This is a genomic window from Natrinema zhouii, from assembly GCF_013456555.2.
In the GTDB taxonomy this organism is placed as follows: Archaea; Halobacteriota; Halobacteria; order Halobacteriales; family Natrialbaceae; genus Natrinema; species Natrinema zhouii.
On record NZ_CP084883.1, the window covers coordinates 343,194 to 363,193 of the forward strand.

Annotated in this window: 18 protein-coding genes and 1 pseudogene; 13 read left to right on the forward strand and 6 right to left on the reverse strand. The window is 61.9% G+C overall.

Annotation, left to right across the window (positions count from 1 at the left end; all coding sequences use genetic code 11):
- The first annotated feature begins 312 nt into the window (after positions 1-312).
- Positions 313-1,155: a ParA family protein gene (locus tag HYG81_RS41890; protein WP_226778088.1), complete on the forward strand. Its 843-nt coding sequence runs from the start codon at positions 313-315 to the stop codon at positions 1,153-1,155.
- Entirely contained in the window at positions 1,152-1,622 is a 471-nt protein-coding gene (locus HYG81_RS41895; protein ID WP_226778090.1) for an MSCRAMM family adhesin SdrC, read from the forward strand. Before HYG81_RS41890 ends, HYG81_RS41895 begins: the two co-directional genes overlap by 4 nt.
- Positions 1,623-1,827: 205 nt before the next feature.
- Here the strand turns inward: HYG81_RS41895 and HYG81_RS41900 are convergent, their stop codons facing one another.
- Positions 1,828-2,472 carry a helix-turn-helix domain-containing protein gene (locus HYG81_RS41900; RefSeq protein ID WP_226778091.1) on the reverse strand — a complete coding sequence of 215 codons (645 nt, stop codon included), beginning with the start codon at positions 2,470-2,472 and terminating at the stop codon, positions 1,828-1,830.
- Positions 2,473-2,520: 48 nt separating this feature from the next.
- On the opposite strand from HYG81_RS41900, the gene HYG81_RS41905 reads away from it, so the two are divergent.
- The 5 genes and pseudogenes from HYG81_RS41905 to HYG81_RS41925 all read left to right on the forward strand — a co-directional run bounded on the left by HYG81_RS41905 (position 2,521) and on the right by HYG81_RS41925 (position 7,713).
- On the forward strand, positions 2,521-3,417 hold the full coding sequence (locus HYG81_RS41905; RefSeq protein ID WP_226778093.1) for a DUF8170 family protein: 897 nt from the start codon (positions 2,521-2,523) through the stop codon (positions 3,415-3,417).
- 341 nt (positions 3,418-3,758) lie between these two features.
- Positions 3,759-4,874: an MFS transporter gene (locus HYG81_RS41910; protein ID WP_226778095.1), complete on the forward strand. Its 1,116-nt coding sequence runs from the start codon at positions 3,759-3,761 to the stop codon at positions 4,872-4,874.
- A gap of 41 nt (positions 4,875-4,915) precedes the next feature.
- Positions 4,916-5,008 (forward strand): annotated as a pseudogene (locus tag HYG81_RS45925) (DUF7342 family protein); the annotation flags it as partial.
- A gap of 78 nt (positions 5,009-5,086) precedes the next feature.
- On the forward strand, positions 5,087-5,431 hold the full coding sequence (locus HYG81_RS41915) for a hypothetical protein (protein ID WP_226778404.1): 345 nt from the start codon (positions 5,087-5,089) through the stop codon (positions 5,429-5,431).
- Between the two features lie 992 nt (positions 5,432-6,423).
- Positions 6,424-7,713, forward strand: coding sequence for an MFS transporter (locus tag HYG81_RS41925; protein WP_226778097.1), 1,290 nt, complete (start codon positions 6,424-6,426; stop codon positions 7,711-7,713).
- Between the two features lie 179 nt (positions 7,714-7,892).
- On the opposite strand, the gene thrC is transcribed toward HYG81_RS41925, so the two are convergent.
- From thrC to HYG81_RS41950, 5 genes are all read right to left on the reverse strand, one after another.
- Positions 7,893-9,077 carry a threonine synthase gene (thrC, locus tag HYG81_RS41930; protein ID WP_226778099.1) on the reverse strand — a complete coding sequence of 395 codons (1,185 nt, stop codon included), beginning with the start codon at positions 9,075-9,077 and terminating at the stop codon, positions 7,893-7,895.
- Positions 9,078-9,240: 163 nt separating this feature from the next.
- Positions 9,241-10,269 carry a mannonate dehydratase gene (locus tag HYG81_RS41935; RefSeq protein ID WP_226778100.1) on the reverse strand — a complete coding sequence of 343 codons (1,029 nt, stop codon included), beginning with the start codon at positions 10,267-10,269 and terminating at the stop codon, positions 9,241-9,243.
- Between the two features lie 251 nt (positions 10,270-10,520).
- Complete coding sequence (locus HYG81_RS41940; protein ID WP_226778102.1) at positions 10,521-11,342, reverse strand: fumarylacetoacetate hydrolase family protein; 822 nt, start codon at positions 11,340-11,342, stop codon at positions 10,521-10,523.
- A complete protein-coding gene (locus tag HYG81_RS41945) occupies positions 11,339-11,686 on the reverse strand; it encodes a cupin domain-containing protein (RefSeq protein ID WP_226778103.1) in 348 nt (115 codons plus the stop codon). The genes HYG81_RS41940 and HYG81_RS41945 overlap by 4 nt, the downstream gene beginning before the upstream one ends.
- Positions 11,683-12,468, reverse strand: coding sequence for an SDR family oxidoreductase (locus HYG81_RS41950; RefSeq protein ID WP_226778105.1), 786 nt, complete (start codon positions 12,466-12,468; stop codon positions 11,683-11,685). The genes HYG81_RS41945 and HYG81_RS41950 overlap by 4 nt, the downstream gene beginning before the upstream one ends.
- A 455-nt stretch (positions 12,469-12,923) precedes the next feature.
- On the opposite strand from HYG81_RS41950, the gene HYG81_RS41955 reads away from it, so the two are divergent.
- The 6 genes from HYG81_RS41955 (at position 12,924) to HYG81_RS41980 (ending at position 19,948) form a co-directional block, all read left to right on the forward strand.
- Entirely contained in the window at positions 12,924-13,721 is a 798-nt protein-coding gene (locus HYG81_RS41955) for an IclR family transcriptional regulator (RefSeq protein ID WP_226778106.1), read from the forward strand.
- Between the two features lie 200 nt (positions 13,722-13,921).
- Positions 13,922-15,034: a mandelate racemase/muconate lactonizing enzyme family protein gene (locus HYG81_RS41960; protein WP_226778107.1), complete on the forward strand. Its 1,113-nt coding sequence runs from the start codon at positions 13,922-13,924 to the stop codon at positions 15,032-15,034.
- Positions 15,035-15,062: 28 nt separating this feature from the next.
- Positions 15,063-16,283 (forward strand): mandelate racemase/muconate lactonizing enzyme family protein, encoded by a 1,221-nt coding sequence (locus tag HYG81_RS41965; RefSeq protein ID WP_226778108.1) that lies wholly within the window; start codon positions 15,063-15,065, stop codon positions 16,281-16,283.
- Positions 16,284-16,629: 346 nt separating this feature from the next.
- Positions 16,630-17,667, forward strand: a complete 1,038-nt coding sequence (locus tag HYG81_RS41970; RefSeq protein WP_226778109.1) for a TAXI family TRAP transporter solute-binding subunit — start codon at positions 16,630-16,632, stop codon at positions 17,665-17,667.
- Positions 17,668-17,723: 56 nt separating this feature from the next.
- Complete coding sequence (locus tag HYG81_RS41975) at positions 17,724-19,718, forward strand: TRAP transporter permease (protein WP_226778110.1); 1,995 nt, start codon at positions 17,724-17,726, stop codon at positions 19,716-19,718.
- Positions 19,715-19,948: a hypothetical protein gene (locus HYG81_RS41980; RefSeq protein WP_226778111.1), complete on the forward strand. Its 234-nt coding sequence runs from the start codon at positions 19,715-19,717 to the stop codon at positions 19,946-19,948. Before HYG81_RS41975 ends, HYG81_RS41980 begins: the two co-directional genes overlap by 4 nt.
- Positions 19,949-20,000 lie beyond the last annotated feature (52 nt).

Here is a 20,000-nt window from a genome sequence, read left to right on the forward strand (position 1 = left end):
CTTGTGTAGTTTATCGGGTTAGGTTATCTCACAGGCCTAACTGATCCGTATATCTGGTTAGCATACATGGTTAGATCGTCTTACTACGGGCCCCTTCCCTTTCCATTATCCTTATTGAGAAGGCTGATCAATAAGGCTAGTTGGTTAGGCCATTTGAGTATGCTAATCCTTTCGCCGGAAAATTCGGCCGTGAGGGCCGGTAGGGGGCAGTAGGTGGAAGGATGACTAGTTAGGCCAATCAGTTAGACTAACCGATTAGCTCTTTGAGCATGTGTGGCGAAGTATTATATTCGGGAAGACTAACCAAATACTATGCTCACATATACGACCTACTCGGAGGCTGGCGGCGTCGGGAAGTCGACGATCGCAGCAGCGCTGCTCGAGGCGCATGCCGACCACGGGCTCAACGTGCTCGCGATCGATATGGACCAGCAGAACGGATCACTCACCTACCTCCTCGATGTCGACGCGCCTCGCGACGATAGTCAGGCGGACAACATCGTCCGGCACATGATCGACCGTCCGAAAGGCCCTCTCGAGGATCTCATCCACGAAACGGAGTACGGCTTCGATCTCCTCCCGAGCCACAACATGCTCGAGAACCTCGAAGACCTCCTCAAGCGCGCACAGCAGATGGCAGACGATCTCGGAGAAGGAGACGATTTCGATCCGTACGACCGGCTTCGACAGGTGCTCTTGGATTCCAGTATCCCGACGGAATACGACGTGATCGTCGTCGATCCGCCAGCGACTGCGGGCCCCCACCTCTACAACGCTGTCTCGGCCACACGAAGTCTGGTAATCCCCGTCGAACCGACCGGTAAGGGTATGCAAAGCGTTCTCGGCCTGGAAGAGCTCGTCGACGGCCTAGAGGATCGACTCGAAGCCGAAATCGGCGTCCTCTCGGCAGTCCCGAACGGCGTCGGTCGAACGACTGACCAGGAGCGTTACCTGACGGAGATTCGAGAGCGCGGCTATCCCGCACCCGTCGCGATCCGTGAGCGCTCGTCGCTCTTCGAAGGCTGCTGGGACCAACAGTGTGCACCGCGATACTACGTCGAGGAGCATCGCGACCGCCAGCGCGATCACGAGATGGAGACGCTCGAGAAGATCGATCGACTGGCGGCGGAGATCGAGGAGGTGAGCGAGCAATGAAGAAGGGATCCGGGAGCGACCCGTTCGCGGACGTTCAAGACGAGACAACGGACGCAGAAGCAAGCACCGAGGACGACTCTGATTCTGAACCGGACCGGTCCACGGTCGCGGACGCGGACGCTTCAACTCGAGCGGCGGCAACCAAAGACGGAGATCGAGACGACGGCAGTGAATCCGACTCGAGCGAGGCAGTCGTCAGGGAGCCTCCACAGAATGGTGCCGACGACGGTGGTGTTCCATGGGTCTACGTTCGGGATAACGTCAAACAGGACCGAGAGATGGTCCAGTTTTATCTCCGAGAGTACGTGGTCGAGGCAGAGGACGATTTCGTCGAGGAGGTCAGCGACGAACTCGGCACCGACGTTTCGAAGACCGACGTTCGGGAAGCTGCCTACGAGGCGGCAATGCACAACGTCGACGAAGTCGTTGAGCGACTCCAGGCCTGGGGCTTCGAATCAGTCGACTGATCGACGCACCTCGTTGCTGAGATTCGCGTCTTTGTATTCCATGTCGCCCTTTCGCCGAAATCTGCCGAAAGCATTCCAGTCCTAGGTCGTGGCTCTGTGGTACGTCGACGAGAACAAGTCGGATGATCGACATCTCTCTAAGAGACGTGAGCTGCAATCTCAGTGGTGAGCAGAGCGACGAAATGCGGGAGAGTACGGCGGACGCTCAAAATAGCTCGTCGAGCGTACGGTCGCCCGCTGCATCGTTCAGAGCGTGGGCATTTTCGGGGGCGGCGTCAGCGTAGAACGTTTGGTCGCGGAGTTCACTCAGTGTTGTTTCTCCGTCCGCGACGTCCGTTGGGGTCTCCGGTTCGTCGTAGTCGAGCGCATCACGAACACCGTCTGGGAGCGCTGGCCGAGGGGCGTTCTCGTGTCGTGTTACGGTCTCAGTCTTGTGTGTCGCGTCGTGGACAGCGCGCATAATGGGAAGGCCACGAAGATAATTGTACTCCTGCAGGAGGCTTACACCGAAGTCTGTAACTCCCCAGAAGTCTGCGGGAACGTCACGCGAATCCGCATTCGGCTCGTGGTGGTACTGTGCAATGATTTTGTGGTCCGCGAGATCGACAAGTTGGTCGCTGATCGCTGACCGACTCCGCGGGATGTAGTATGCGAGCTCGGTCGTTGAGGCGAGATGCGAGGGGTGTCCAAGGAGTACCTGGAGGATATTATGCCGGGTCTCTTGGGAGAGGTAGCGTTGCACCGTCCGCTGGGTCTCGTAGGGGGCCGCGTCGTCGACGTCGAAAACGCGCGTGATTGAGGGGTTGTCCCCGTTCGCGTTCGGGTCGGCGGTGGTGCCTGGCTGACTCATCGTACTTGACTGTACAGGAGCGACCGCGGTAAATGTTCTGGTCGAACCATGACGGTCTCACAGATAATAACCAACGTGGTCGGAACACTCATTATCCAACGCAATCAACTCGGAAGCAAATACATGGCTAAATCGGACCACTATAAACGCGTTCACGCCGCGCTCAATCGAGCACTCAACGGGATTACATTTCCTAGTGAAGATTATACGAGACTCCGTACGTGGGTCAACGAAGAATTGCCACAACTCCAGGCGGCAGGCTACACCTCATACATGGTTTTCGGGAGTTACCGCGGTACCTACCACGAGTCACTCCGAATCGTCCAATACGAACTCGCCAAACCTGCGACCGTTACTGCTGTCGTCCTTGGTGATACACCCGAACTCGGTCTCACACTCGGGAACGGACGGACAGATCCCTTCGAATTCACGTTGAAATTTCACTTACTCACTGAATTTGCCGACCAGAACGTCGGAATCTACGAGAAGGATTCCGGTGGCGAAGCGGTTGAACTCGCACTACTCAATCAGGAACCGTGCTTCTCAAAGACGACAGTCCTCCCACGCGACTACTACGGAATTGGCACGACACCTCTCGAGTCGGAAGCAGACGTCAAGGAGACCGCACGACATATCGCATTCGCAGACGATTTAGATGCAGACGCGAAGAAAGCCGAGTTGCGTGGTCTGTTGCAGACCGCTCGGGACAATGGGGTTGCTGTCACAGAGCACCAACTGACGGAGTTTCTCGATGACGAACTCGCAAAACGGGGCAGGGACGACCCGACGTACAGTTGGGTACATCTCGCCCTGTTCCGGCACTTCGAGGAAGTCAACCGGTGTCAGACGTGGCATAGGGAAGACGATCTTAGAACGGTTGTCGGAACGATCAGCGCTGAGAGTTCCCCACGATGGGATGTCGATCTTAACCCGGAAAATCGATAAAACAGGAGTATGGTGGGAAGGCCCTATCGGCATCTCATGAACAGGTCAAGTTGATCAGGTGGCACGCGAGAATCTGTACGAATCCACATCGCTCAGACGTTCCGTCGTTGTTCGTCTTCGTGGGTGCCAAGTGTGAGCAGTTCCGATAGGCTTCCAGCACTGTCCTGCTTCTCGCACAGCATCTCGCCAACCACTGAACGAGACGATCATCGAGACAGAAACTGCCGTGAATCAGAACGCTTTCGATCAGGCATAGTTGAGGGTATGTCGTGTGCGCTGATCATGTAGAACGACCTGATAGCCGCCGTGGCTGGGTAGTCGCAGTTATCGGCGCTGTGGCGATGGTATTCACCTTTGGGACGCCGCTGTCGTACGGTATCTTCCGTGAGCCGTTCAGCAATGCATTCGGCATTTCGTCGGTCGCGCTTTCCGGCGTGTTCGCCATCATGCTCTTTACCTTCTTTATTGGCTCCGGACTCGTTGGCGTGTTCGGCGCCCGATTCAAGGCTCGAGCAGTCCTACTCGTCTGTTCGCTTGCAACAGGAATTATAGCCCCGCTCCTGTATTTCACGGGCTCGATCATTGGGTTAACCGTCGTGTTCGCTGTCCTCGGGCTTGCACTGGGGACGGCTTTTGTTCTCGTTGCATCGGTCGTCCCGCGCTGGTTCGAGACCCGTCGCGGTGCTGCGACAGGACTCATCTTCGTCGGCAACGGACTCGGCCTGTCCGTACTTCCACCGCTTTGGCAGCGTGCCTTCACGGAGGTAGGCGTACGCCGTGGCTTCCTCCTCATCATGTCAGTGACCGCAATCGCGTTTCTTCTTGCCGGCCTCGTCTGTCGACGACCGCCATGGGCAGCACAGTCAACCGCGACCGCAGACGAACTGCTCGAATGGCTCACTCGGTTAGGTGGAACGCGGACGTTTCAGCTACTATTCATCGGGATCGCACTCTCGTTCGCCTGGTACCAACTTCTCGCCGCCTACGCCGTCGATCTGTTCGCTTCTCGCGGACTAACAGCAGCTGGCGCATCGGCTGCGTTCGGCCTGATCGGCGGCGTCAGCATCATCTCACGGATCGGTAGCGGCTATCTCGCCGACAGCATGGGATCACGGCGAGCGTACCTCGCATCACTTGTCTGTGTGACAGGTGGCATCGTCCTGCTATTCGTTCCAGTCCTTCCGGCACTCATCGGCGCAATTTTCCTGATCGGACTCGGACTGGGCGGTTCCTCGACGTTGTATATTCCTCTCCTTATGGGAATCTATTCACCCGAGAAGGACACCGCCATCGTCGGCGTGTTTAACATCGCGATCGGCATCGCTGCATTGGCGATGCCACCGCTTGGGACGGCGAGCGTCGCGTACACTGATGGCTTTACTATCGCTATTCTACTGTCGTTCGTGGTATCCGTCGCCGCGATTTGGGCCATTACTGTCGGAACAGCCGAGGCATAGACAGATTACGGGAAACACTGATTTATCTTCCACTATCGTGACATCTTCAGCGACGCATCCAGATCGTCGGATTCTCTATCCGCGAGTGGGACTTCCTCGCTCCAACGACAGAGCCCGGTGAGGCCAGTAGCTAACGGATGTCGGTCCCGCATCCCGGTGGTAACCCGAACGCGAATCTCTACGCCCAATTGAAGCGGGACGCCCGTGACCGTGTGCCACAAATCACGGCGGTCGAGTACGTTCCCGACGATATCGAGGCCAAACAGCCAATCCGGTCGCGCGCTCGGTACTCTCGGTCGCTGTCCGTGGAGACGTTCGCGAGCGAACGACCACCCGGCGTCTGTCTGGTCGACGTCTCGCCGATCTCGGACGGCTGCGAGGGCGAACTGGCGGTCCTCATGCGGGCGGTTATGGCCCGACTCGAGTGCGATCCCTTGGGACCTCTCCGAGCATCCGCGATTCCGATTCGCGATCGCACAGCGGTCAAGATTCGAGCGAAGTGGCGGTACTGGTTGCGGCCGGACACGATTGACGGTTCACCATCGTCCTCCCCCTGACCGACGAGGATCCTTGCTAGAATGTGGGACGATGTGATTCGGATGGGAAATGGGGCGTGCGGTTCGGGAAGAGTTGCTCGAATAGCGCTCACCGTATCGAGCTGGTGTAGAGTGGTCGTAGGAGCGAGGCGTGACGTTTTCACAGCGATCGGTGTCTGAAAACGCACGTTTCACTCCTGGTATCGGCCGAGTTGACTTGGATTTCGTGGAGCGAGAAACAACAGCACCACCGTTGCTAACGCTCAATATGCAGCTCCACCTTGCTGATATATCTATTTTAAATACTATCTGTACCCTCGAGACATTCAATGGTGACCTGTCGCGATCAACTGAACCTCACTGGTTCACAGAGTTAATCTCCGGCCAGAGACTGGCCACAGTCCGGATCGTATTGCAGTCGATAAAACTGGCGACCAACTCGATGATGAACGGTACTGGCTGCCTGTTTCCGCCGATCCAGAGCCGAACGAATCGTCCGTACACCCGGGAACTTTGAGGAACCACATCATCCTTGACGCCGTGTTTCTCGTCGATGGTAATCACTCGAAATAGTGTTAAATGTGTTTTTAACGGGAGATACCGACGGACCTATTCACTCCCAAATAAATCTAGTAATGCTCATGAAACAACTGCTAAGTAGTGGCTCGAATCAGTCGCGTTCGTCTGGAGCCAACGTATCCGAACGCGACCGCCGATTACGCGTGCTATCTTTTCGGCGTCGCCTCCGTCTGCGCGCTCGTTTGCAACTACGGCGCGGTTTCGCGCATACGAGCGCCCTACTCACGCTAGGATGCGATTGCCGGCCCCGTCGCGTCCGAATAAGTTGGAATTGATTGACGATCGAGTCCGGATTCGACGGCGTCGACTCGAGACCGTCCGTCCGCCTGACTTGAGTCGCGACGCTACGACGCTCACCGATAGTGCCGGGTCGAGCGCAGCCGGAGTGGAAGAGATGCTTTTTAGCCTCAGAAATCGAACCATCGGTCAACGCTATGGATTCGAACGACCGAGCGATCGTTCGGTTCGCGATGCTCTCTCATGCGATGGTGCACACGTACGAGCTTTCGATTCCAATTCTCATGCTCCTGTGGGTCGACGACTTCTCGATCTCCATCGGTTCGCTCGCGGTCGTCGTCTCGATCGGTTACGCGATGTTCGGGCTGGGCGCCCTCCCGGCGGGCATCCTCGCCGATATCTACGGCTCGCGTCTGCTCATCGTCTGCTGTCTCGTCGGCATGGGCGGCTCGTTTCTCCTCCTGAGCGCCGCGCCGACCCTGCCCGTCCTCCTCTTCGCCCTCGTCTGCTGGGGGATCACCGCGAGTATCTACCACCCGGCCGGCCTCTCGCTGATCAGCACCGGTGTCGTCGACCGCGGCACCGCGTTCGCCTACCACGGGATGGCGGGCAACGCCGGAATCGCGCTTGGCCCGCTGGCGACCGCGCTGCTATTGCTCGTTGTCGACTGGCGGCTCGTCGCGGCGCTGCTGTCGATTCCCGCCCTGCTCGTCGCGGCGTACGCGCTGCGGGCCCGGTTTGACGAGACCGCGGGAACCGAGTCGCGACAGGATATCGCCGACTTGAACGACGCGACGTCGGCGTCGTCGCTCTTGGAGCTGTGGACCGGATCGAAGGCGCTGTTCGCCACCGGGTTCAGTATCGTCTTCGTCATCGTGATGCTCAACGGCCTGTTCTACCGCGGGTCGCTGACGCTGCTGCCAGAAATCCTCACGACGATGCTCGAGCCGTTCGTCGGCGACTTCCAACTGTTCGATCCCGACTCGCCGATGGCCGAGGAGTTCGAACCGTCGCGGTACTTCTACACGGGACTTTTGATGGTCGGAATCGGCGGACAGTACGTCGGCGGAACTCTCACGGAGCGAGTACCGACCGAGCGCGGGCTAGTGGTCGCGTTCGGATCGCTCGCGCTCACCGCGCTCGCATTCGTCCCCGCGGCGCGGCTCGGTCTCGCCTCGCTCGCGCTGGTCAGTGCGGTGCTCGGGTTCCTCCTGTTCATGATCCAGCCCCTCTATCAGGTGACGATCGCCCAGTACTCGCCGGCGAACGCCCGCGGACTCTCCTACGGGTTCACGTACGTCGGCACGTTCGGTATTGGTGCGTTCGGCGCCGCGATCACCGGGATCGTCTACGAGCGGTTCGGGACCTTCGCGATGTTCGCGACACTCGCGGGATTCGCGTCCCTCGCGGCGCTGCTCAGTTATTCCCTGCTTGCCAGCGGCTATCGTGGTGAGCCCTCGAGTGCGGCAGGCGCGGACGACGACTGACTCGGTGTCCCGGGCAGCGGGAGCGCCGACGATCGGTTCGACGCTCGAGCGCTGACTGAACTCACCGCGAGGATCAGCTACAACGGCATGCTGGCGTGCGTGCTCAACGCGTTCGAGGTCCGGCCGGCGGACGCACCGCTGTTCGAGTCCTGAGCGGCGCTCGAGACGGTCGGTTCGAGTCAGGCGTCGACGACCGATGCCAGTTCCCGCTCGAGGTCGGCGAGATCGATCGTTCGACTCCGGATGTCGGCGCCGGAGAGCTCCTTGTATCCCGACCCTGTCAGAATGGCGACGACGCGGTCGCTGGGCTCGATGACGTCCGTCTGCGACAGCTTCCGGAGTCCGGCGACGGCGACGGCGCTCGAGGGTTCGACGGAGACACCGGCCCGCGTCGCGATCCGATCCATCGCGTCCCGGATCGCCTCGTCGGGTACGGAGACGACTGCCCCTTCGGTATCGCGGACGGCCGTCAGCGCGCGCGTGCCGCTCGGCGGGTCGGCGTTGGCGATGGACACGGCGATCGTCTCGCCGGCGGTCACCGGCGTCACTTCGGGCTCGTCGTTCCGGTAGGCAGTCGCGATCGGATCGCAGGCGGCCGCCTGACAGAGGTAGAGCCGCGGGACCTCGTCGTCGTCGATCGCGCCCGCTCGCCGCAACTCGTTGATCGCCTTCCAGACCGCGCTCGCCTGCCCACCGCTGCTGACCGGGAGGGCGATCGCGTCCGGCGCCGTCGGCGCCAGTTGCTCGAGGATCTCGTAGACGATCGTCTTCTGTCCGGCAACCCGGAGCGGCGTGTCAGAGTTGACGAAGTTCGCCTCGGTCTCGAGCGAGAGCGTATCTGCGTAGAGCCGGCCGTAGTCGCCCTTGACCCCGAAGATGTGAGGGTCGTGACGGGCGATCAACTCGAGCCGCGCCGGCGGGGTGTCCGCTGGCACGAACACCGCGCATTCAAGGCCGGCGCTCGCGGCGTATGCGCTCGTGCTCAGCGCCATGTTTCCGTGGGAGACGGTGCCTATCCACTTCCGACCGGTCTCGACGGTCGCGGCGGTCCCGACTGCGCTCCCGCGGTCCTTGAAGCTCCCCGTCGGGTTCTGCCCCTCGTGTTTCAGGAAGAGAGTACAGCCGGCGTATTCGTCGAGGCGCTCCGCTCGAGACAGCGGCGTGCCGCCGGGCGGCACGCCGACCGGCTCCGTGACCGGCAGGACCTCGGTGTAGCGCCACATGTCGTCGACCGATCCCGTTTCGGCCCACTCGAACCCCGACGCGTCGATGTCGACCCAGAGCGGTTCGCCACAGGGACAGCGTTTTCGCGCGCCGAGCGGGGCCGTCGCCCCACAGTCGTAGCAGGATACTGTGTGCTCCATTCGGGCTAACGGTCTCGCTCGTCCGATAAAACGCTTTGTCAACCGGATCTCGACTCCGAACGCTAGCCGATACGGTCGCCGACCGACTCGTTCCCGACTCTTCGAGACGCGTCTCAGATCGCGGTCCACCGCCGCGACACGGCCCGTCGCTTCGGTCTTGGTCTCATCGGAACGACTTGCACATTCCCTTGAGGTAGCCGACGGTGTACGACCGTCCGAGCGTGCTCCCGAACTCCCAGTCGGTCTCTCCCTCCATCAGCGGGACGTGGTCGGGCGTCATCACGCCCGTGAATCCGACTTCGTCGAGCGCCCGCATGACTTCGTACTCGTCGAAGTTCCCGTCCGCGTCGTCGACAAAGGTCTCGTGGAACCGGGGAACGGTCCCGACGACATCTCGGAAGTGGACGTAGACGATCTCGTCCCCGAAGCGTCGAATCACCTCGGGAATATCCTCGCCCATCTCCGACCAGCAGCCGAGACAGAGCTTCAATCCGTGGTTGTCGCTCGGCCGAATCTCGAGCGCCCGCTCGAAGCTTTCCGCATTTCGGAAGAGCAAGGGGATTCCAAACAGCTCCTCGACTGGCGGATCACTCGGATGGACACCGAGTTTCACGCCAGCTTCCTCCGCGACGGGGATCACTTTCTCAAGGAACTCCTCGTATCGGTCCCACATCTCGGCCTCCGTGATGTCGCGCTGGATCTCGCTCCGGGAGACGGTCTCGATATCGTCGATGTCGAACGCGGACGCCTTCGCATCACCCCGAACGGGGTACTCTCGAATAGTTCTAACTGCGCCGTCGGGCGGGTGACCGCTGTAGCCGAGCACGCGGATCCCCGCGGCACCCATGTTCCTGATCGTCTCCGTGATGACGTCGAGCTGGGCCTGCCGATCGCCATCGTTGAGAAGGATCTCGTATAGGGGGATCGGGAGCTTCTCGACGCCGTACAGTCGGAGGCCCGCGTCGTTCGCTCGGCGCCGAAGGCCGTCGAGTTCGTCCGCCGACCACGCCGTCCCGAGTGGGAGCGCTGATTCGAATCCCTCGTGGCGATGCGGCGTTACGAGTACGTCCAACACCCCGAGCTGCGAGGCGAACCGGAGGAAGTCCTCCGTCACCGGTTTGTAGGTGCCGATGGCGACACGCATCTCTTCGGAGCTCTCTATTCGGTCGTCGAGACCGTTCGCTACCGTCATTACTCTCTCAAACCGATACCAGCCGGTAAAATCTTTCGCCAGTGGCCGAAGCCGGGATCGAATCGGTTCCCTCGGCGACGCGCCGCGTCACACGAGTACGGTTCGTGGACGGCGATCCGACCCTCGAGCGCGGCGACCCGACCGTCTGAATACGCCGACGCCGTCCGCTCGAACGGCGGTTTCATTCGCTTTGTACCAGCCGAGGGGTTCTCAAGCAGTGAGCGGATCCGGCACGAGTGGCCGGTCGGCGGTCAGCGAACGACCGGCGCGTCGACGGCACCGATGGTCTCGACGGTCGCGCGAACGCGATCGCCGGGTTCGATCGGCTCCGCGCCTGGCGTCCCCGTGCTGAAAAGATCGCCCGGCCGTAACGTCATCACGTCGGCGTGGAACGAAACGATCTCCCGGGGCGGGAACAGCATGTTCCGGACCTCGTTCTCCGCCGCGACCGTCTCGTTGACGATCGTTCGGACCGTTACCTCCTCGAGTGCCGGAGGGTCGTCGGGAACGGCGATCGTCGGGCCGACGACGAGGAACGAGTCGAAGCTCTTGGCCCGCGTCAGAAATCGCGGGTTCCGCTGCAAGATATCCTCGGCGGTCATGTCAATGACCGGGAAGTAGCCGGCGATCACGTCGTCGACCGACGCCTCGTCGACGGTTCGGCACTCCCGGCCAATCACCACGGCGAGTTCGGCCTCCGCCGTGACGTGGTCGCTCTGGTCGGTCGGTGGGAGCCGGATCGGCCCGCCCGGACCCGTGACGGCGGTGTTCGGTTTCAGGAAGCTCGCGGGTTCGTCGGGTCGCTGTTCGTCCAGATCGCCGGCGTGTTCGGCGTAGTTTAGTCCTATTCCCCACAGCTTTCCGAACCGCGAGAGCGGCGGTCCGAACCGGACGTGGGCACGATCGACCCTGTCGGCGGGCGCGTCGTCAACGTCGGGCAGCGTCCCGCTCGCGGCGCGGGGAAGCGCGTCGCGGACGGTTTCCGCGTCCGGAACGGCCGCCGAGAGCGGGACGAATCCCTCGTCGTCGCCGAGGAGCGGCCGACCGTCGGCGGTTCGTGCGAGGTACTTCATTCGTCCCTGTCGGTCCAGAAGTCGAACGAGCGGCCGGGTGCGAACACGTCCAGACCGACAGCCAGTTCGTCGCCCGTGTTCTCGACGCGGTGGGGTTCGTCGGCCTCGAGCAAGACGGAGTCGAACCGCTCCAAGGTCACTTCGTCGTCCTCGGTCGCGACCGTAAGCTCGCCCTCGAGGCAGAGGCAGACCTGTTCGTTCTCGTGGTCGTGCATCGGCGAACTGTGTCCGGGCGGTTTCTCGAACCACTCGAAGGAGAACCGGTCGCTGCCAGCCATCGAGACGCGCCGCCAGCCGTTTTCGGGCTCATACGTCTCGGCGTCGTCGAAATCGACCGGCTTCATAGGTTCGCCCCCGTTGATCCGCCGTCGATCAGTACGCTTTCCCCGTTGATGTATCCCGAGACCGGCGAGGAGAGGAACGCGACGGTGTTTCCGAGTTCCATCGGATCGCCGATCCGGTCGAGCGGGTTGGTCGCCCAGTCGTCGAGCCCCTCCTCGTAGCTGTCGTAGTCGCCGCGTTCGACCGCCTGCTCGACGAGGTTCTCGATCCGTTCGGTCTCGTGAGGACCGGGCAGAACGGCGTTCGTCCGGATGTCCGGAGCGAATTCCTGGGAGAGCGTCTTCTCGAGACCGATGACGCTCATACGAACCGAGTTCGATAGGACGAGGCTGTCGATGGCCTCCTTGACGCTCCGGGACGTGATGTTCACGATGGTCCCCTCGCCGTCCCGGAGATGGGGTTCGGCCTCGCGAGCGAGGCGGACGACACTCATCACGAGCAGATCGTACGCCTCGTACCACTCCTCGTCGTCGGTGTCTAGGAACGGACCGGACGGGGGACCGCCCGCGCTCGTGACGAGGTGATCGATTCCGCCGAACTCGTCGACGGTCGTCTCGACAAGCGCCTTAACGCCGTCTTCGTCCGTTAGATCGCCCGGCTGGGCGACGACCTGTCCCGACGCGACCTCCTTGATCTCGGCTTTCGCGGCCTCGAGACGGTCAGCGTCGCGTCCGTTGATGACTACGTTGGCTCCTTCGCGAGCGAGCGCCGTCGCAGAGGCCTTCCCGAGACCGCTCGAGGAGGCCGTGACGAGCGCTGCGTTGTCGGTGAGCTGTAAATCCATTCGTCCATACTCCTCTACGAGAGGAGAAAAAAGGTTTGTGTTGCGGTAACGCGTGTCTTCCGTCACAGACCGCTCGTCGTAGTCGCGTCTCCCCGATGCAACCCTCGTCGATCCATGGATCGGCGCTCCCCTCAATTCCGAATCGCGGAATTTGAACGGGAAACGGGCGAGAGCGCTTGCTCTCGGCGTCGTTGAGGCAGTCGCGAAACGGGATGCTATATGCTATCACATGCGTGCCTGTGATTTTACATCCATATAGATGTAACACAGCCGGAACACGGCTCCGATCTCGCCGACGGACGGTTCCACGATGCGGAACTCACATCCAGCTCAATTATGCTTCGGTCCGTCTGCGCCGGGGCCCAACCCGTCATCCGACGGATGTACAGCGGTCGTCTGCGGGTACCGGTTCCACATTGCGGAATTTTTTAGTCATCAGCAGAGTATGGGTTGGTATGACACACCGAGACGGCGGCAACCGGGTCGGCAGCACGAAGACGAGCTTCGAGATCGTCCACGCGCTTCAGGAGAACGGTCCCTCCCGGCTCTCCGAAATCGCCGCGGAGCTCGATCTCCCCGAGAGCACGACCCATCGCCACCTCAACACGCTCTGGGATCTCCGATACGTCTCGCGGCAGGGGGAGCGGTACCAGCTCGGACTCCGATTCGCGCGACTGGGGCGGGCGGCACGGACGAGGGATCCGGCTTACGCGATGGCGAAACGGCACGTCGAGACCCTCGCAGCGGAGACGCAGGAGCGATCACAGTTCGTCGTCGAAGACCACGGACTCGGCATCTATCTCCACGTGGCGACCGGCAGTAAGGCCGTCCGCGCCGGGTTCGACATCGGTCGGCAGATCCACCTCCACTGTTCGTCGGCCGGCAAGTCGATCCTCGCGCACTCATCCCGGGAGTACGTCGACGAGATTTTCGACCGGTGGGAACTACCGGCGCTGACCGAGAACACGATCACCAACCGCGAGGAACTCTACGCCGAACTCGAGCGGGTTCGCGAGCGCGGCGTTGCCTTCAACCGGGAGGAACACGTCGACGGGATCAACGGGATCGCAGTTCCCGTCAAACGCGACGAATCGGTCCTTGGTGCACTCGCGGTCGCCGGCCCCTCTCACCGGCTCGAGGGCGAGCGACTAGAAGAGAAGGTCCCGGACATGTTGTTGGCGGCCGCGAACGAACTCGAACTAAACGTTACCTATTCGGCCTCCGAGAACTCGACTGATCACGTCGTCGAGTGACCGTGGCCCTGAATACGACCGTTCCATCATCGATTGCGGGTCGATCACGCCCAGGATCGTCCGTCGGTGACCGGCGAGGACCGCGTCGGACGGCTCGCACTGCCGCGAACGGGGTGCCTCTCGTCTCGACGGGCTGGTCTTCGCCCGCAATATTTTTCTGTATGTGAATCGGTTTCACTGCACATTCCCGTTCAACCAGTATGGAGATCGACCGCATCGAATCTTTCCCGGTAGCGATACCGCTGGAAGAGCCAGTATCGTTTTCGAATCGGACCCTCACGTATCGGGACCACGCGATCACGTACGTCCGGACCGCGAGCGGACTCGAGGGTGTCGGCTACTCGCTCGGCTACGAGGGGGCCGGCCTCATCGCGGAGGCGGCTGAGTCGCTCCTCGAGCCGATCGTCGCCGGCGCAGACCCGCGAGATACCGAGCGGCTGTGGCGCGAGATGTTCGACGGGACAGTCCAGATCGGCCGGTCGGGGATCCTGCTCCGAGCGATTTCAACGGTCGATATTGCGCTCTGGGACATCAAGGCGAAGGCAGCCGATCAGCCGCTGTACAAGCTCCTCGGCGGCCACGCCGATTCGGTCCCCGCCTACGCGAGCGGGGGCTACTACCGCGACGAGAAGGGCCACGAGGGGCTCCGCGACGAGATGCGGCGCTATATCGACGAGGGCCACGACATTGTGAAGATGAAAGTCGGCCGGCTGTCGATCTCCGAGGAAGCCGATCGGGTCGCGGCCGTCCGCGAGGAGATCGGCCCCGAGCAGACCCTGTTACTCGACGCGAACGGCGCGTGGTCGGGCGGGACGGAAGCGATCCGCGCGTGCCGCGCGTTCGAACCGTACGATCCGTACTTCATCGAAGAACCGGTCATGGCCGACAGCATCGGCGCGATGACGGCGGTCAACGACGCCATCCCGTACCCCGTCGCGACCGGCGAACTCGAGGGGCCGCGCTACTCCTTCGAGCGACTCGTCGCCGACGGCGCTGCGGATATCCTCCAGCCCGACGCAACCGTCTGCGGCGGGATCACGGAGTGGCTCAAGATCGCCCACTACGCGGCGGCTAACGACATTCGGATCGCGCCACACTACAACTGGAACCTGCACGCGTCACTGCTTGGCGCCATCGAGAACGGGCTCTGGGTCGAGTACTTCTACCGCGACATGGACGTGAAGGTGTTCGACGATATCGTCGACCGTCCGCTTCGACCCGACGAGACGGGAACGATTCCGCTCCCGGACGACTCCGGCCACGGCGTGCGACTGGACGAGGACGCGCTCGAGCAGTTCGAGCAGACGAACTGACGAACAGCCACAGACCACACCGACACCAATGAAAGACTTCTCCAACCAGATATCGAACCGACACGCGGATCGCGACGTCGAAATAACCGACATCCAGACCTGCGTCGTCGACGGCAACTTCGAGTGGAACCTGATCAGGATCGAGACCGACGCCGGCGTGACGGGGATCGGTGAGGCCTATCGGGGCGGCGGCGTTCCCGAACTCGTCGAGTACACGAAGCGGTTCCTGATCGGTGAGAATCCGCTCGATGTGCAACGGCTCTACAGGCGGATCATACAGGAGATGTCCGGCCACGGCGGGACGACCGGCAAGGTCATCACAGCTGCTTCGGGCATCGAGATCGCGCTGTGGGACATCGCTGGGAAGCTCCTCGAGCTGCCGATCTACCAGCTCCTTGGCGGGAAGTTCCGCGACGAGGTGCGGATCTACTGCGACTGTCACGCGGGTGAGGCCTACGCCGTCGAGGACGGCTACACCGAGTACGCCGACGCCGACGCGTACTCCCCCGAGGCGTACGCGAACGAAGCCGAGCGCGTCGTGGACATGGGATTCACCGCGCTCAAGTTCGACCTCGATCTCGAGGAGGACAACGATCCGGACCCGTTCAACGGTCGGCTCAGTAACGGCGCGATCGAACGCAAGCGGGAGATCGTCGAGGCCGTCCGCGAGCGGATCGGCTACGAGGTCGATCTGGCGTTCGACTGCCACTGGGATTACTCCGTCGAGAGCGCCAAACGCCTCGCTCACAAGCTCGAGCCGTACGAGCTCATGTGGCTCGAGGACCTGATCCCGCCGGAGAACACGGCGGCCCAGATCGAGGTCACGAAGGCAACAAAAACGCCGGTCGCGACCGGCGAGAACCGCTTCCGGGTCTACGAACTCTCCGAGCTGATCTACGGCCACGGCGTGGATATCGCGACACCGGACCCAACGACCGTCGGCGGGCTCGGCGAGACGATACGGATCGCGGATCGAGCCGAGGAGAACTACATCCCGCTCTCCCCGCACAACGTTTGCAGTCCGATTGGGACGATGGCCTGCGTCCACCTCGGTGCGGCGATCCCGAACTTCGACCTCCTCGAGTACCACGCCCTCGAAGTCGACTGGTGGGACGAGCTACACACCCGCAACGACCCGCTCATCCGAGATGGCTACATCGAAGTGCCGGAGGCGCCCGGCCTCGGCATCGAACTGGACGACACCGTCGCCGAGGAGCACCGACTCGAGGGGACGGACGGTTTCGCGTAGCGAGCGGAAGATCCGTTCGCGGGGAGTCGGATCGGACGGTCGATCGCTGTCTCCCGCTGCGTGAGACATCTAACGACTACCGATCGGAAACGACCGAATACTCGAGCGTGCGGCTCGATCGTGCGGAACTGCCGAAATCGTTCTCATCGGTTGTTAGTCTCTCGTTGAGACGGGTCCGCCACTGACGACAGTGATGGGGGCTCTCCGTCCTCTCGCGGACCACTCGATAAGTCTCCCTCATCGATGTTTAATAACCTTATATCATCCCCCTGTGATTATTTCCCTTCCGGTCGGCGGAAACCAAGAGATAGATTGTTAACCGTGCCATGTGATACCACTAATGGACATGCCAGAAGATGGTGCAACTAGACGGCGGTTCCTTCGAGGGGCAGCGGCGGCGAGCGTTCTCGGCATCGCCGGTTGTCTGGGTGGCGGCGGTAGTGACGAAATGGAGCTTCGCGTCGGGACGTCTGCGGGTGGCACGCAGGACGTCGGACTCGCCGTCGAACGGGCGGTGAGCGAGAGCAGCGATGAACTCTCGTACTCGACGGTCGAGAGCCCGGGCTATATCGGGACGCTCTACCGGCTCGATCAGGACCAGTTCAACGCCGGCATCGTCGACAACAACTCGATGTCGAAGGCGGCGGAGGACCGCGGCGACTTCGCGGAGGAGGGCGTCGATTCGATCCCCTACCAGGGGTTCTCCGCGTTCCCCTACAGCATCTACGTGGTCGCCCGCGACGGAACGGGCATCGAAACGTTCGACGACCTCGCCGGCGCGAACGTCTACCCGGCCGAACCGGGGTACTCGACGCGCGCCACGACGCTCGACGTCTGGAGCCAGGACCCGACGGCGGACGTCTTCGACGAGATGAACATCATGGACATGGGCGTCGACGACGCGCCGGGAGCGATGGAAGAGGAGCGCATCGACGCCGCGATCGCCTACGGCACCCCGCCGGTCAGGTACACCGGCTTCGTGACCGAGTACGACGCCCGCGTCAACGTCCACTACGTCGAGGAGACCGACGCGCTGGTCGAGTCGGCCGAGTCGTACGCCGGCGCCGGGACCTCGCGGATCGCCTACGACGACTGGGGCCTCGAGCAGGACATCGGCACCGACGAGGTGTTTACCTGGAATCTCGAGGTCAACTACGTCTTCCACGACGACGCCGGCGACGACGCCGTCTACGAACTCTGTCGCGTCGTCGACGAGCACAACGACGTCGTCAACGAGGGAGAAGAACAGTTCAACGACTACGAATCGACAGAAGACATGCTCAACCAAGCCCTCGAGGGAGAGGAGTTTCCCTTCCATCCCGGTGCCGTGGAGTACTACCAGGACAACGACGTCTGGGACGACAGCCTCCCCAGCCCGGAGTGATCGACCGGTGGAATCGACGAGGGGACACCAGATAGGATACGAGGCCACACTACACGATGAATTCAGAAACGGAATCCGGACGGTCGGTGGTATCGAGAGTCCCCCGTGTGCTCGACGTCGGCGTCACGGTTAGTGCGATCGTGTTCTGGGCGATCGTCCTCTACTGGGCGCGCACGCAGGGGTGGGGCCGCGTACAGTACGGTGTCATCTTCATCGGGGCGATCCTCACCGTGTATGCGCTCGACCAGTCGCGGCAAGCGTTCGAGGAGGGCGACCGAATCGACGCTGCCGTCCTGTTGCCGGCCTCGATCGTGCTCATCACGGCGTCGGTGTACTTCGCCCTGAACTTCGACCGCGTCTACGTCCAGCAACAGGGCTACGCGCTCGAGCACGAGTACATGCTGGCGCGGCTCATCATCCTCTCGATACTGTACCTCACGTGGCGCGAGTTCGGAAACCTGTTCCTCGGGCTCGTCGGCGGGGTCATCCTCTACGGGATGTACGGCGACGCGATTTCGGGGATCCTGGGCCACGGCGGGATGACCGAGCTGACGCTCCTGCAGTCGCTGGTTACCGACCTGTACGGCTTCTACGGGAGCCTCACGCAGCTGACCGCCGCGTGGATCGCGCCGTTCCTCCTGTACGCAGGCCTGCTGTTCGCCTACGGCGCGTTCGATCTGATCCTTCGCGTCGCGATCGAGTCGGCGAACTACATCAGGTCCGGCGTGGCCCAGACGGCGGTGCTCGCCTCGACTGTCATCGGGTCGATCAACGGCTCCTATACCGCGAACGCTGCCATGACGGGCTCATTCACGATTCCGACGATGAAGGACAGCGGGATGGCCCCCCATCGGGCGGCCGCCATCGAGGCGGTCGCGTCGACGTCCGGCCAGGTGCTGCCGCCCGTCATGGGCGCGTCGGCGTTCGTCATGGCGTCGTATCTGGGCGTCGCCTATCTCAACGTCGTCATCGCCGGGCTCGTTCCAGCAGCCATTCTTGTCGCGTCGATCGGGATCGCTGTCCACTACACCGCGATCAGCGACGCCAGCAGCCAGGAGATGAATTTCACGGAGTTCTTCGACGAGCAGCTCACCCAGCGGGAGAAGTTCGTCGAAGCGGTCCGGTTCGGCGTTCCCTTCCTCGTGCTGGTGTACTACCTCGGAATCGCCCAGTACACGGTGATGACGGCCGCGTTCTGGACTATCGTTTCGATGATCCTCACTGGCGTCTTCTTCCCCGTGGTTCAGCGCCTGCTAGACGACTCAGCCTCCGGGGCTGTCTCGGAGTTCATCGCCCAGTTCTGGAACACGGTCCGCGGGTTCCGCCGCGGGGCGATCATCCTTGCGCCGATCGCGATTATTCTTGCGGCGGTCAACGGCGTCGTCGACATCTTCAGCGTGACCGGCGTACCGAACAAGATCGCGCTGCTGTTGATCGATCTCTCGGGCGGCGTCCTCCTGCTCGCCGTGCTCCTCGCAATGCTGGTGTGCATCCTGATGGGGATCGGAATGCCGACGGTCGCGGCGTACGTCATCGTCGCGATCCTCATCGCACCGACGCTCATCTCAGACTTCAGCATTCCTGAGATCACGGCCCACTACACCGTGTTCTACGCCGCGATTCTCGCCGGGATCACCCCGCCAGTCGCGACGGCCGCGGTCGTCACGGCCGGGATCGCCGAGGCGAACTTCTGGCGGGTCTGTGGCGCGGCGATCAAAATCGCCGCGCCGCTGTTCGTCCTGCCGATTGCGTTCGTCTACAACCCCGCGATGATTTCTATGTCGTTCGGACTCTCGACCGTGATCGCCGGAGCGCTGGTTCTCCTCGGCGCCATCGCGATAATCTACGGCCTCAACTATCCGTTCAGAATGCGCTTCGGCCGTCGAGTTGTGCTGCGCGTCGCACTGACCGTCGTCGGGACCGTCGTGATGGTCTATCCCGGTCGCTTCGTCAAGTTAGCTGGGATCGCCCTGTTCGTCGGTATCTTCGTCATGGAGAAGGTGATGGTCCGCGGTATGGATCTGCCGTTCTTCCAGGGGGTGGGACAATGAGCACGAATCCGTCGGACGACCCTCCCGAAAAGGCGGTCGACACTGAGAACGTCGGAGGACTCGAGGAGATCCTCCCGCCCCAGTTGCTGCCGATCTGGAGCCGCGTGCAGCTGATTCAGGAGTTCCGAGACGCCCACGGGCGAACGTACATCTCGGTCGCAGAAGCGATCATCGCGATCGGGCTTACCGCCGGTTACCTCTACTGGCTCACCCTCTACTTCGGCGGATAAGACCGGCACGTCTTTCCGCCGTCCGGATTCGGTTCGATTGCTCAAGCACCGC